This is a genomic window from Winogradskyella wandonensis (genome assembly GCF_004346845.1).
GTDB lineage: Bacteria > Bacteroidota > Bacteroidia > Flavobacteriales > Flavobacteriaceae > Winogradskyella > Winogradskyella wandonensis.
The window spans coordinates 112,603-126,922 of the sequence record NZ_SMGI01000002.1 but is presented as its reverse complement, the minus strand read 5'-3'; the positions used below and the strand labels follow the sequence as shown (position 1 = coordinate 126,922).

The 14,320-nt window shown below is 34.9% G+C and carries 13 protein-coding genes; 2 read left to right on the top strand and 11 right to left on the bottom strand.

Annotated elements, in window-relative coordinates; genetic code table 11:
- Window positions 1–3: 3 nt before the first annotated feature.
- From DFQ05_RS05380 to DFQ05_RS05370, 3 genes are all read right to left on the bottom strand, one after another.
- A complete protein-coding gene (locus tag DFQ05_RS05380) occupies window positions 4–1,422 on the bottom strand; it encodes an FAD-dependent oxidoreductase (protein ID WP_132704378.1) in 1,419 nt (472 codons plus the stop codon).
- Window positions 1,419–2,684, bottom strand: coding sequence for a kynureninase (gene kynU, locus DFQ05_RS05375; protein ID WP_132704376.1), 1,266 nt, complete (start codon window positions 2,682–2,684; stop codon window positions 1,419–1,421). Before kynU ends, DFQ05_RS05380 begins: the two co-directional genes overlap by 4 nt.
- A gap of 192 nt (window positions 2,685–2,876) precedes the next feature.
- Window positions 2,877–3,560, bottom strand: a complete 684-nt coding sequence (locus tag DFQ05_RS05370; RefSeq protein ID WP_132704374.1) for a hypothetical protein — start codon at window positions 3,558–3,560, stop codon at window positions 2,877–2,879.
- A 43-nt stretch (window positions 3,561–3,603) separates the two neighbouring features.
- On the opposite strand from DFQ05_RS05370, the gene DFQ05_RS05365 reads away from it, so the two are divergent.
- Window positions 3,604–4,404: a class I SAM-dependent methyltransferase gene (locus tag DFQ05_RS05365; protein ID WP_132704372.1), complete on the top strand. Its 801-nt coding sequence runs from the start codon at window positions 3,604–3,606 to the stop codon at window positions 4,402–4,404.
- A gap of 48 nt (window positions 4,405–4,452) precedes the next feature.
- On the opposite strand, the gene DFQ05_RS05360 is transcribed toward DFQ05_RS05365, so the two are convergent.
- From DFQ05_RS05360 to DFQ05_RS05340, 5 genes are all read right to left on the bottom strand, one after another.
- The gene (locus tag DFQ05_RS05360; RefSeq protein WP_132704370.1) at window positions 4,453–5,346 is read right to left on the bottom strand and encodes a DUF6882 domain-containing protein; all 894 of its coding nucleotides are present in this window, start codon (window positions 5,344–5,346) and stop codon (window positions 4,453–4,455) included.
- A 156-nt stretch (window positions 5,347–5,502) separates the two neighbouring features.
- Complete coding sequence (locus DFQ05_RS05355; RefSeq protein WP_132704368.1) at window positions 5,503–6,231, bottom strand: hypothetical protein; 729 nt, start codon at window positions 6,229–6,231, stop codon at window positions 5,503–5,505.
- Between the two features lie 113 nt (window positions 6,232–6,344).
- Complete coding sequence (gene msrA, locus DFQ05_RS05350; RefSeq protein WP_132704366.1) at window positions 6,345–7,010, bottom strand: peptide-methionine (S)-S-oxide reductase MsrA; 666 nt, start codon at window positions 7,008–7,010, stop codon at window positions 6,345–6,347.
- A gap of 211 nt (window positions 7,011–7,221) precedes the next feature.
- The gene (locus DFQ05_RS05345; RefSeq protein ID WP_132704364.1) at window positions 7,222–8,007 is read right to left on the bottom strand and encodes a zinc ribbon domain-containing protein; all 786 of its coding nucleotides are present in this window, start codon (window positions 8,005–8,007) and stop codon (window positions 7,222–7,224) included.
- A gap of 2 nt (window positions 8,008–8,009) precedes the next feature.
- Entirely contained in the window at window positions 8,010–9,125 is a 1,116-nt protein-coding gene (locus DFQ05_RS05340) for a Nif3-like dinuclear metal center hexameric protein (protein ID WP_132704362.1), read from the bottom strand.
- A 56-nt stretch (window positions 9,126–9,181) separates the two neighbouring features.
- Between DFQ05_RS05340 and lpxK the strand changes: the two genes are divergently transcribed.
- The gene (lpxK, locus tag DFQ05_RS05335; RefSeq protein ID WP_132704360.1) at window positions 9,182–10,177 is read left to right on the top strand and encodes a tetraacyldisaccharide 4'-kinase; all 996 of its coding nucleotides are present in this window, start codon (window positions 9,182–9,184) and stop codon (window positions 10,175–10,177) included.
- On the opposite strand, the gene DFQ05_RS05330 is transcribed toward lpxK, so the two are convergent.
- The 3 genes from DFQ05_RS05330 to lipA are packed head-to-tail and all read right to left on the bottom strand — an operon-like array spanning window position 10,174 to window position 14,320.
- On the bottom strand, window positions 10,174–12,405 hold the full coding sequence (locus tag DFQ05_RS05330) for a tetratricopeptide repeat-containing hybrid sensor histidine kinase/response regulator (RefSeq protein ID WP_132704358.1): 2,232 nt from the start codon (window positions 12,403–12,405) through the stop codon (window positions 10,174–10,176). The two genes, lpxK and DFQ05_RS05330, sit on opposite strands and share 4 nt — an antisense overlap.
- Window positions 12,406–12,431: 26 nt before the next feature.
- On the bottom strand, window positions 12,432–13,448 hold the full coding sequence (gene gap, locus DFQ05_RS05325) for a type I glyceraldehyde-3-phosphate dehydrogenase (protein WP_132704356.1): 1,017 nt from the start codon (window positions 13,446–13,448) through the stop codon (window positions 12,432–12,434).
- Window positions 13,448–14,320, bottom strand: coding sequence for a lipoyl synthase (gene lipA, locus DFQ05_RS05320; protein ID WP_132704354.1), 873 nt, complete (start codon window positions 14,318–14,320; stop codon window positions 13,448–13,450). The genes gap and lipA overlap by 1 nt, the downstream gene beginning before the upstream one ends.

Genomic DNA, 14,320 nt, shown 5'->3' with positions numbered 1-14,320 from the left:
TTATTAATATAATCCAGCAATTCTATCATCTTCAAGAATAGCCTCAGTTTGTTTTTTTACTTTACCTAAAATTTCTTTTAAAACGTTTTTGTCTGTCAGGTCTAGCGCAGTTGAAATCTCACCGTCCGATAACATATTTAAAATGGCTTTATCTTGTGCACGACCTCTCAGCATAGCTTCTCTGTAGCCAATGACTTCATTAAAAGTGACTAAACTATATTTTGATGAGTAGTCTTCTGGAAATTCTTTTTCTAGAGCCATTTCAATTTTTCGTTTTTCTTGAAAAATAGCTTGGCCGACGTGGTCTTTCATTTCGTGGAAGTTGTCTATAGCTAAGTCTGCTATAGCATCAGTGTCTTTTTTTCGTCGTTTTTCGTAAGCTTTAAAAATGGCTTCCCAGTTATCATGACCTTCATCTAAAACAGCATCAAATTCCACGACGTCTTCAAAAGAAGCGTTCATACCTTGACCGTAAAAAGGGACAATGGCATGCGCAGAATCTCCCATAAGCAATGTATTGCCTTTGTAATGCCATGGCGAACATTTTATAGTGCCTAAAGGCGCTGTAGGATTCTCAAAAAAATCATTAACCAGATTTGGCATAATTTCTAATGCATCTGGAAATTCTTTTTGGAAGAATTCCGTAACGATTTCTGGCGTGGTCAAATTATTGAAATTGTATTTGCCATCGTCATAGCTTAAAAAAAGCGTCACTGTAAAACTACCATCTAAATTTGGTAGAGCGATTATCATAAAATCACCGCGAGGCCAGATATGAAGGGCATTTTTAAAGGTTTTATAACCGCCATCTTCAGTAGGTAAAATACTAAGCTCTTTATAGCCATGGGTGAGATAATCTTGCGAAAAGCTGAATAAAAATTTCTTCCCTAAGTAGTAGCTTTTACGTAATGCCGAACCTGCGCCATCGGTTGCGATAATCACATCGGCATCTTCTATAAATACTGAATTATCTACATAATCTTTGAATTCTGCCGTTGTATTTTCAAAATCAACACGTTTACATCCTTTATTAAAGTGAATTTTTACATTTTCGTGCTTTTCGGCTTCAGTTAGTAATAGCGAATTTAAATCTTCACGTGAAATAGAGTTAATATATTCACAATCGCGACCGCTATAGTTGGACATAAACGTGTTTCCCTCTTTATCATGAATCATTCGTCCATTCATTGGAATGCATAATTTCTTCACTTCTTCTTCTAATCCGACGAGCTTCATACCTTTGTTTCCGCGGTCTGAAAATGCTAAATTTATGGAGCGACCTGCGCTTATATCGACTTTACGTAAATCTGGTCGTTTTTCGTAAACCGTAACATTATAGCCGCGTTGTCCTAAACGTAATGCGAGAAGGCTGCCGCAAAGTCCTGCGCCGATGATGAGTATGTTTTGTTTTTTTTCTTTCATAATAATGTTTTCAATCGCTCTACAAACTGATAAATATCTTCGAAAGAATTATATAAAGGCACTGGCGCACATCTAATAACATCTGGTTCGCGCCAATCTGTTATGATTCCAGCTTTGGTGAGCTTGCCATGTAGAGCTTTGTCTGCATTTTTAACCTGAATTGATAATTGACAACCACGTTCATCTGGATGTTTTGGCGTGATGATTTTAATGTCTGAATTATTGAGTTCGTTGATTAAAAACTCAAAATAACCCGTGAGTGCCTTCGATTTCAAGCATAGTTTATCGAATCCAGCGGATTTAAAAACATCTAATGAGGCTCGAATCGCAGCCATAGATAAAATAGGCGGATTGCTTAATTGCCAACCTTCGGCACCAGGCAACTGGTCAAATTCATCACGCATTTTAAAACGTGTTTCCTTATTATGGCTCCACCAACCTGTAAAACGGTTGAGGTCTTTTCTGTTGGCGTGACGCTCATGTACAAAAGCACCTGACAAACTTCCTGGGCCAGAATTTAAATATTTGTAGGTGCACCAAACTGCAAAATCGGCACCAGAATTATGGAGGTTTAATTGCACATTTCCCGCACCATGCGCACAATCAAACCCAACAGTACAGCCATAGCTGTGACCAAGCTCAGTAATACGTTTTAAATCGAAAAATTGCCCGGTGTAATAGTTAACACCACCAATCATGATTAATGCAATCTCGTCGCCGTGTTGCTCTAAAATGCTTTCTAAATCTTCGTAATTGGCTAATTCTTCACCTTCTCTAGCTTCCCAAAGTATTAGACCTTCTTTATCATCGTAGCCATGATGTCTCAATTGCGATTCCACAGCATATTTATCTGACGGAAAGGCGTCAGCTTCAATTAAGATTTTATAACGTTTGTTTGTGGGTTGGTAAAAACTCACCATCATTAAATGAAGGTTGACGGTGAGCGAATTCATCACCACTACCTCAATAGGTTTTGCACCGACAATTTCTGCCATGGTTTCCGTTAGAAATTCATGATAGTGTAACCAAGGATGTTTGCCTTCAGTATGGCCTTCAACACCCAGTTTTGCCCAATCGTCAAGCTCTTGCTGTATATAATCTTTTGTGATTTTTGGTTGTAAACCCAAAGAGTTTCCAGTCATGTAAATCAATTCATTTCCATTTTCATCTTTAGGAATGTGAAATTGATTACGGTAGTTTGCTAATTGGTCGTTTTTGTCGAGCTCTTTAGCAAAATCAAGGCCTAATTTATAATGAGACAAAGTTTAGTTGTTTATGGTGTCTAACAAAAATAAGGATTTAAGGCTTAAGAATTAAACTGAGATTATTGAATAAAAAAAGGTTGCCAAATAAATGACAACCTTCAAAATATATAGACGCCCAAGGGCGGAAAATGTAAGCTATACGTCTTAAGTCGAAAGACCCACGCGAAACTTACATTGTGCTATAAGTCTCTAATTTTCGGTTAATACCTTTACGTCGGTAAAATTTAAATTCCAACTGCCGTTATCTTTCTTATGGTCAATGGCAATTTTAATGCCATTGAAATCTTTGTAATTTTCAAAGGTGTTAGATAAAGAAGGCTCAGGCGCATTTCCCTTTCTAAAGGTCCATTCTTTAATTAAATAATCTTTGTCATAGTAGATGTCATATGCATCACCTGGTGTGTAGCCACCTTCGCTAGGATAAAGAATCGTTATCATATCCATTTCGTTATTACTAATTGGCGCTTTTGCTTTTTTGGGTTCTGATAGTGTAGCACCAGAATCCCAAATCAATTGAAACGGTACTAAAAGCCAATATTTATCATTGATAAAAGCTCTGTCTGCATTTTTAGGCAGACTATCTAGGTCTCTACGACTGTATTTTACATCCTGAACTCCAGCTTTTAGATAAACGCTGTCTTTTTTTGGCAACCATGACCAAGTACGACCGCTTCCTTTTATGGTATCTCTATCGACTTGAAAGGTAAACTGAACTTCGGTTACATTTTTCCAGTTCTCAAACCCGTGGGCATTTGCAATTTTCTGAGCTATAGAAAGTTCCTCTTTTACGTTGTCTACTGCGTCTTGTTTTTTATCCGATTTGCAACTTACAGCTAACAAACAGATACATAGAATTGTGAATAGCGACCTCATTTTTTGAAAAAGTTATTTAAATTGTATGCTAAATTAAGCAACCATGAGTGATTCGACTAACTATTTTGAAACTAATAAAGCCACTTGGAACAAAAAAGTAGCTGTGCATGCCCAAAGCGATATGTATGATATGGAAGCTTTTAAAGCTGGAAAAAGCTCTTTAATGCCATACGAGTTGAAAGCATTAGGCAATGTTTCAGGAAAATCCTTATTGCATTTGCAATGCCATTTTGGGCAAGACACCTTGAGTTGGAGTAGGATGGGCGCTAAGTGCACTGCTGTAGATTTAAGTGATGAAGCCATAAATTTGGCTAAGCAATTAAATGAAGAACTAGGCTTAGATGCCCAGTTTGTTTGCTGTAATGTCTTGGATACGTCTCAGCATATATCTGAAACTTTTGATATTGTTTTTACGAGTTATGGAACTATTGGTTGGCTACCCGATTTAAAACCTTGGGCGCAAATGATTGCCGAACGTTTAAAGCCAGGAGGTGTATTTTATATCGTAGAATTTCATCCTATTTTGTGGATGTTTGATTACACGGATGACAAACTTGAAATGAAATACCATTACAACCAAGATGAGGTCATTTACGATGAATATCAAGGCACTTATGCAGACCAAAACTCAAAAATGGTTAGTAAAGAATATGGTTGGAACCACGGTTTGGGCGAAGTGGTCAACGCACTAATTGAAGCGGGTTTGCAAATAGACTATTTAAACGAATATGATGAAAGTCCGTACGATGTATTTCCTAATTTAGTTAAAACCGAGGCAGGTCTTTATAAAATGAAAGACCAACTATTTCCTATGATTTTTGAGATAAAGGCCACAAAGAATTAGAGTTGCTAAGTAATTTAATAGTTTTCTTACTTAGGCTCTACTTAATTTTTAAAACTCGTTAATTATCACTTTGGTTCCTTTAGCATTTAAATCAATTTCATAGGCATATGTTTCGTAACGATCCGCAAAAAAGGTTTTGTACATTACAAAATATCGGTTGTCATCGATTTTAAATTCTTTCCAGTCCGATACTATTTTTTCATCAAAATTACATGGCCAACATAAGGATGGAAAAAAATAATCGTCTTCATTTAACCAATAGTTTAAATGTACGTTTTCAATGTCATCAAAAGCATCGTCAAAACTGAGCTTCTTGTTTTTGTATTTAGTATTAATATCAAGTTTTTCTTTATGGAATGCTTTTATAAGATTGGTATACTTAGGATTTTCAACTGAAATCGAATAGCTATCAGGAGTAATTTTATGTATTTCTTCACCATCTTTGAAAATGGTAATATCGAGCAGCGTATAAAAAATTAAGACATTATCCTGACGTTGACGGTCATAAGCGTTAGCATTCAATTCATAACTAAACAGTGACAATAGATTCCCTAAAATATCACCTTTGGGTTTAAACTTGTCCTTTTGGTATTTTTCTGGTAATGAATTTCTAAACGCCGCGACCTTATCACTTTGGTTATCGTAAACCGAAGGGTTTTTATCTGACCATAGGAAAGTATTATCATCAAAATTTAATGTTCCTAGAATTTTTGTTTTTGCAATGACCTCATAGCCATTATCCTCAACAAGATATTTTACTTCGCCTTTAACTTGGTCAAAGACATATTGGTTTAGAGGAGACATGTTCCAGATTATTCTTTGGTACATGTTTCTAAGTTCCATATTAGAATTTGCAGTCTTAAATCTAGATTCTAATTCCGACTGACCTTTAGAAAAGAAGAATAGAGCACACATAAATATTGAAAAAAATGGTTTTTGCATATGCGTTAAATAAATCGGTTGAGTAATTAGTAAATATTTAGTTACTATTTTCAGTATCTAAATTAGCAAATACAAACGGAATAGAAAATCAGAAAAGATTTTCAGAAGTAGAAGAGAACGGCGTCATTACTTATAGCGATTGTTATACAACGTTTTTTATTCAATATTCTTTTCGGAATCCAATTGATTTTTTACTTTTGGATTACTTATAATCTTCTTCTTGAATTCTTCGAAATTTTCGTAATTATTTGGTGAATCCTCAATTTGTTCATAGAAGAATGATTTGTCTTTTTGAGGATAAATAATAATAGTTTCTCCAAATCGTAAATCAAAAAGCTTCATATTCAAAATTAAAGTTGAAAATCCATCTGGACTTGACGAAAATACCCAATCAAAGTCATTATTATTAGCCTCAATTTTTCCTTGAGCAGTTAAGTAAGGATAATTTCTAGAGTCTACCAGTGTGTTTTCCTCAGAATCTTTATCATTTGTTAAAATCAGCAAAGTCAGTTTATCGATTATCTTTTCACTTTCTGGATTTTCGTATTCTCCAATTCTAACACCTTTGAGAACGACATAGTCCAATTCAATTACAAATGGAATACTGGAAACAGCATAGTCATATTCAGCTATTGGAAAAGGGGATTTGTTTAAAGGATAACTCTGAAAAATCTCAGAATACTTATTATATGTTTCAATGTCTTGATTTAATAATTCTAAATCCCAATTGGTGCTGTCAAGATGTTGACGGGCTCTAATACTTAATTTTTCAATATTCCATTTATTTACTTCAGTACTCTTTTCAAGTGAATTGAGTTTTTCATTCTCTTGACAAGAAGAAAAAAGAAGTCCAAATATTATTGTTATCAGTATCTTTTGCATCATTTTTTAATGTTGTACAACGTAATTATATCAATAATGGTAGTGATATATCACTTATATCTAAACCAAAATACTAAAAATAAAAAACCCGTTAGAATTTCTAACGGGTTTATGTTTTAATGCTTTGCGTTTTTCTTTAGCACTTCTGGCATTTTTGCCTGAAATCGCTTTAATCTTGGTATCGACACAGCTTGTATGTAACGCTGGTTAGGATGTAGTTTTTCGTAATCTTGGTGGTAGTCTTCCGCTACCCAAAACTTTTGAAAGGGATATATTTCTGCAGCAATTTTAGCATCGAGTTTTTTTGCTAATGCTGCTTTCTTTTCTTCAATAATTTTCTTTTGCTCATCGTTCTGATAAAAAATAATGGAACGATACTGCGAGCCTCTATCTGGACCTTGACCATTAACTTGTGTTGGGTCTTGTGATGCAAAATAGACATCTACTAAAGTGGCAAAGCTTACGACGTTAGGGTCATAAATAATTTCTACAGCTTCGGCATGTCCTGTGCGTCCGGTGTTGCTGGCTTCGTAAGTAGGGTTATCGGTCCAGCCGCCAGAATAGCCACTTATAGATTCTTCTACACCTTCTACGCTTTCGTAAATGGCTTCGACACACCAAAAACAGCCGCTGGCAAAATAGGCTCGGGCTTTACCGTCTTTTAAGGGTACTTCAATTGGCTCTGCATTAATAACAGCTTGTTGTTTTTCGGTAATATTCTGAGCTGCATTATTACAGCTAAATAATAGGGCAACACCTAAAATAGGAATGAGTTTTTTCATGGGATTTTTGTTTTCTTTTTCAATAGTCGAACAAAGTTAACCAACCTTAATTTTAAAGGTTTTAAAATTATGCTAAAGTAGGTAGTCGAGAATATATAATCAGAGATGTTGATGTTATCCCGAATTGCCGTGAAAACAGACTGAATCTTAAAAGCTATGTATTAAAAAAGCCTCTGATTATCAGAGGCTTTGCTAAAACTGTATTAGAAAATTATTTGCTAAGCTTAGCGAATAATTTATCCATTTTTTCTTTTTCTTCTTCTGCTAAAGCAGCATCTACTAAAATACGACCACTATGCTCGTCAGTGATTACTTTTTTACGTGCAGCAATCTCAACTTGTACCTGTGGTGGTATTGTAAAAAATGACCCACCAGACGCACCTCTTTCGATTGGTACAACAGCTAATCCGTTTTTTACATTATTTCTAATGCGCTTGTAAGCTACTACTAATCGTTCTTCGATTTTTTTCTGAAATTTCTCAGATTCTTCAATCAGTGCTTTCTCTTCTTTTTCAGTTTCTTTAAGAATTTCGTCCAGCTCACCTTTTTTGTGCTTAAGGTGCTCTGTGCGCTCTTTTAGTTTGTCTTTTGTCTCAGAAATAACTTCTTTCTTTTGCTCGATTTGCGCTTTAAATTCTTTAATATGCTTTTCGGCTAACTGAATTTCTAATTCCTGAAACTCAATTTCCTTACTTAAAGAATTGTATTCTCTGTTATTTCTAACGTTTTGTTGTTGTTCTGAATATTTAGAGATTAATGTTTTAGACTCTTCGATTTGGTTTTTCTTTGCCTTAATCTCTTGGTCTAAAGTCTCTAGGCTATCATTAAGTTTTTCTAATCTTGTATTAAGGCCTGCAACATCGTCTTCTAAATCTCTTACTTCTAAAGGAAGCTCTCCTCTGATGTTTCTTATTTCGTCTACTCTAGAATCGATTAGTTGTAAATCGTATAATGCTCTTAAACGTTCTTCTACAGTAGCTTCAGCTTTTTTTGCCATAATTATAAATACTTTACCGGATTTGTATTTGTGTTTGATAAAATTACCCTACCTGACGGTAAGGCAGGCGCAAAATTAGTAATTTTTTTCGAGAGATAGTCTACTAAAAACGTTTTTGTGAACTGCTCACTCTCATAATGTCCAATGTCTGCGATTACTATATTATCCTCGGCCGTAAAAAAATCGTGATATTTAAGGTCTGCTGTTAAGAACAAGTCAGCACCAGCGGCTTTTGCGGCATTAATTGCAAAAACACCAGAACCACCAAGGACTGCAATTTTTTTTACGGATTTTTTTAATAAAGCAGAGTGCCTAATTATGCCACAATTCATTTGTATCTTAACAAATAAAAGTATGTCTTTGTAAGGCTGAGGCTTTTCTAACTCACCAATCATGCCCATCCCGATATGTTGGTTGGTATTTTCTAGAGTCGTAATTTCGTAAGCAACCTCTTCGTATGGATGTTCTGAGAGTAAGGTTTTTATGACTTGAGATTCCAAATGTTTATGAAACGTAATATTAAGCTGAGTTTCTTCTTCTTTTTGAAGTTGCCCTATCTTGCCAACCACCGGATTTGAGTCTTCGTTACCCTTAAACGTGCCTATACCATCGGTATTGAAGCTACAATTATCGTAGTTGCCAATGCTACCAGCACCTATTTTAAATAAGGACTGTCTTAGGTCATCGGCATTAGCCTTTGGTACGTAGGTTGTTAATTTTTTTATGGTTCCTTTTTGTGGAATTAATATTTTCTTGTTTGTAAGTCCTAATTGGTCGCAAATAATTGAGTTTACCCCATTTAGCGCATTATCTAAAGCTGTATGAATAGCAAAAATGGCGATGTTGTTTTGAATGGCTTTTATAACTACACGTTCTACATAGGTTTTGCCAGTAAGCTTTTTTAAGCCGCTAAATATTATAGGATGAAAACTTACAATAAGATTGCAATCGTTTTCAATAGCCTCATCAACAACTGTTTCAAGAGTATCTAGTGTTACTAAAATGCCACTAACTTTTTGGTTTTTGTTTCCTACAAGGAGCCCGACATTATCAAAATCTTCTGCGTAAGCTAGTGGCGCTAATTCGTGTAATTGATTAATAACATCTTGTACAAGCATTGAATTTGTCTTTTTTTCAAATATAAATATTAAAGATATATATTACTTTCGTTATCATGAAATTCCTTAGAATCCTATTATTTCCGGTTGTGCCGATTTACTATTTGGTAACATGGTTGCGAAACAGATTGTATGATTCTGGTGTAAAAGCTTCGAAATCTTATGATTTTCCTGTGATTTGTGTGGGAAATTTAAGTACTGGCGGTACAGGGAAAACACCAATGATAGAATATCTTATTCGACTTTTATCTAATAAAAAGGTAGCCACATTAAGCCGTGGTTATAAACGTATTACTAAGGGTTTTTTGTTGGCAGACGACGATGAAAATGTAGATACTATTGGCGATGAGCCTTTTCAGTTTTATAACAAGTTTGATTCTATCTACGTCGCTGTAGATGAAGATAGGCAAAATGGTATAGAACAATTAAGAACGTTAGAACCGCAACCTAACGTTATTCTGCTAGACGATGCTTATCAGCATAGAAAAGTAAAAGCAGGATTTAATATTTTATTAAGTTCATACCACAATCTTTATACAAAAGATATGGTATTACCTACAGGAAATTTAAGAGAGCCTCGTTCTGGTGCAAAGCGTGCTGATGCTATTGTAATTACCAAATGTCCTTCTAAACTGGATGATGCTGAAAAGCAGAATATAATTAGTCAAATTTCTCCTAAAACATATCAACACGTATTTTTTAGTCATATTGCATACAGCGATATGGTATTTTCGGCTACAGAGAAGAAGCTTTTAGAATCGCTTGGGCATTTTACACTTGTTACTGGCATAGCTAATGCAAACCCGCTAGTGGAGTATTTAAAATCGAAAGCATTAGATTTTCAGCATGTAGAATATGGTGATCATTATAATTTTACGCTAAAGGATATTGAACTGTTGGAGCAGAAAGAAATTATACTTACTACTGAAAAAGATTATATGCGCCTATTAACTGAAGAAAGTCTCCTGAAGACATTGTTTTATATTCCCATAGAGATAAACATTGATAAATCTTCAGAATTCAACAAGTTAATTCTAGACTATGTAGGCTAGGTTGTAGCTTCGGTTTTACCAGAAAGCGCAGTGAATAACTTCTTTTCGAAGGTTTCTTGTTTAAAAGGTTTAGAAATAATGTCATCGAATCCAGCTTCGTCAAATTCTTGCATTTTGTCTTCTAGTGTTACAGCTGTTAGGGCAAAAATGGTTAATTCTTTATTAAATACTCTTATGCGTTTGGTAGCTTCTAATCCACTAATACCAGGCATGTGAATATCCATTAATACAACATTATATTCGGTATTTTTAACTTTTTCTACCGCGTCTTCGCCATTATCTACAATCTCACAGTTTAGTCCCATTTTTGTGAGAATCTTTTTAGTAATCATTTGGTTGATTTTGTTGTCCTCAACCACTAGAATTTTAATGTTTTCTAAATCCAATGTCTTAATGTTTTCTATGTGTTTGCTTTCTTTAGGTAATTCTTTTTTCTTAGCTACTACATGCGTTAAAGGTAACTCAAAGAAAAAGGTAGTGCCTTGTCCTAATTGACTCTCCAGATAGATATCTCCTTTTAAAATTTTAATTAGTCCTTTTACGATAGATAATCCTAGGCCTGTGCCACCATATTTTCTGTTGATTTGAATAGATCCTTGAGAAAAACTCTCGAACATCTGTTCTTGTTTTTCTTTAGAAATCCCAATCCCATTATCTTCGATTTCGAATAAAAGTCTGTAATTATTTTGGTCTACAGATTTAGATTTTACGCGTATCCATATATCTCCATCTTTGGTAAACTTTATAGCGTTACCAATCAGATTAATAAGAATTTGGGATATTTTTAGTTGATCACCAATAAAGGTTTCAGGAAGGTCTTCTTGATAATCCAAATGGATTTGTGTATTGTTATCTTTGGCGGAATTGTTTAGTGCCGCAACAACATTTTCAATCTTTATTTTTAGGTTAAAATCCTCAGGATCTAACTCTACTTTGTTAGCTTCAATCTTATTAATTTGAAGGATATCATTTATAAAAGTTAGTAAGTAATCTCCAGAAAACTTCAATGACTTTAAATGCGGTATTTGGTTTTCCTTAGGCGACTCATCTAACAATAAATTGGTAAGACCGGTGACTGCGTATAGCGGTGTGCGAAGCTCGTGCGTAACTGTAGATAAGAAATTGGCCTTTGTCTTAGATGCTAACTCAGCTTTTTCTTTAGCAACAATAAGCTCGTCATTTTTAATTTGAAGCATATTGTTAGTCCTAAGTCTAATATTATTATTCTTGTATAGGGATAACGTTAATAATGATAAAATTGTAATTAAAGAAATACTAAGAATGGTGGTAATTCTCGCTAAATTACTATCAGCATCTGCTTCTGTGGCTTGATTCTCAAGTTGTTGATTACTGTTATCGGCTAAGCCATACATATTGTTTGTCCTAGTGTTTAAAGGTAATTTTTCTAATTGGACCTTATTTAAAGAATCCGATAGTTGCAGGTGCTTGTTAAGGTATAGATGTGCGGATTTAAACTGATTTTTGCTTTGGTAAACATGGCTTAGCGTTAAGTAAGCGTCATTTATGTTATACATTAAATCGTTTTCTAAAGCAATATTTAAGCCTTCTTGTACTTGATCCAATGCCAAATTGTATTCTTTCTTTGCAATGTACACCTTAGCATTTTGGATGTAACTGCTGGATAAAACTCGGTTTAAATCATGTTTTTTAGCTATTACTATGGCACGCTCTAACTTGGTTTTTGCATTGTCTAATTGATTTAAGTCTAGATAAACCCGAGCTTCATTAAGATTTACTTCGGCTTGATATTTTTCTGAACTCGGTTCATCAAAATTTAGAAGTGCTTCTGAAAAAAAATTTAAAGCGTTTTTATATTCCTTTTGGTTACTAAGAATTACACCTCTAATATTATAAGTTAGCCCAAGATTAATTCTATCATCGTTCTCTCTCTGAATATTTACTGCTTTGTTAAGAGACGAGATAGCCTTATCATATTCTTTAAGTAGATATTGAAGCTTGCCTATTTTAGTATATATAACACCTTCGCTTTTTTTGTCATCTGCGGTTTGAGCAAGTTTTAGGGCCTCGTTTAAATTTTGTATGGCATTAGGATAGTTATCTCTGTCTATAAACAGTTCAGCTTGCTTAAGCTTTTCTTGAAGCGATATCTCTAAATCACGTTGGTTAAGATTACTTGTTGTTTGCCCATGAGCAGTGTAGGCAACAACAGTATAAAAAAATAAAATGATGTATTTTATTTGGGACATTAACATCTGTTTTACAACAAATATAATTATTTATTCGATAAAAGTGTATTTTTGTCCGATAAATTACATAATAAGTCTAGCAAACGCTGGCTATATCCTGTTTCGTTATCGTACCAACCAATAATTTTAACCATGTTACCAATAACGGAGGTCATTTGCGAATCGAAAATACAGGAGTGAGGATTACCAACAATATCAACAGATACAATGGAGTCCTCGGTATACTGGATGATACCTTTAAAACTCGTGTCAGCAGCTTTTTTAAATATTGAATTAACCGTCTCTATGTCTACTTCTTTTTCGACATTAAATGTAATATCCGTTAACGAGCCATTTGCCACAGGAACGCGAATTCCACATCCTCCGATAACGTTAGATAAATCTGGAAATATTTTGGTTAAAGCTTTTGCTGCACCAGTAGTCGTTGGAACGATGGACTGACCAGCAGCTCTGGCACGCCTTAAATCTCTGTGTGGTTGATCGTGTAGGCTTTGGTCGGTGGTGTAGCTATGAACGGTAGTGATATAGGCTTGTTTAATACCAAAATTTTCGTGCATTAGTTTTATCATCGGAGCAGCATTATTGGTAGTACACGACGCATTAGAAATAACCTTTTCATTGCCTTGTAAAATGTGGTCGTTTGTGCCTAGGACTATGGTCTTGATATCATCGTCGATAGGTGGTACGGATAGAATTACCTGTTTTGCGCCATTAGTTATATGATGAAGTAATTGGTCTTTTTCTTTAAATTTCCCTGTTGCTTCCAACACAAAATCAGGCTGAAACGAAGACCAATTAATTTTAGAAATATCTTTTTCGTTTAGTAAAGGGATGGTTATATTTTCAATACAAATTGAGTTTTCACTATAACTTACTTCTCTATTTAAAACACCATGAATACTATCGTACTTAAGCAAATGGCTCAGTGTTCTGGCATCTGCTAAATCGTTTATTGCAACAATTTTAATATTTGGATTTTGTAGCGATAACCTAAGAAAGCGCCTTCCGATACGGCCAAAACCATTAATTGCAACGGAAATCATTAATTAATATGCTTTTGCGCTTTGTAAGAAGAACGAACCAAAGCGCTACTTTCTATATGTCTAAAGCCTAAATTTAATCCAATCTCTTTGTATTCTTCAAATTCGTCTGGATTAATGAAACGTTGTACTGGTAAATGTTTTTTGCTTGGTTGAAGATATTGCCCAATAGTAACAACGTCGACGTCGTTTTCGCGCAGATCGTGTAAGGTTTGTATCACTTCTTCACGCGCTTCTCCTAGACCTAGCATTATTCCAGATTTGGTTCTACGCTGACCTTGGGACTTTAGATATTTTAAAACGCCCATACTACGGTCGTATTTGGCCTGTATTCTTACCTCTCTTGTAAGGCGTCTAACGGTTTCTATATTATGGGAGACAACTTCTGGCGCTACCTCTATTATTCTGTCTATGTGTCTTTCTTCACCTTGAAAATCTGGAATTAAAGTTTCGAGGGTAGTATTAGGATTCATTCGTCGCACCGCTTTAACAGTCTCTGCCCACATAATACTGCCCATGTCCTTTAAATCGTCTCTGTCTACACTTGTAAGAACAGCATGTTTAATATTCATTAATTTAATAGAACGCGCTACTTTTTCAGGCTCGTCCCAATCCACTGTTTCTGGTCTGCCTGTTTTTACCCCGCAAAATCCGCAAGAACGTGTGCAGATGTTTCCAAGAATCATAAAAGTTGCAGTACCTTCTCCCCAACACTCACCCATATTGGGGCAACTGCCAGATGTACAAATAGTATTTAATTTGTATTTATCTACAAGGCTTCTAAGTTCGGTATATTTCTTTCCTGTTGGAAGCTTTACACGAAGCCATTTTGGTTTACGTTCTGGAAGTATATTAGATGCAGTTGTAGTCTCCAT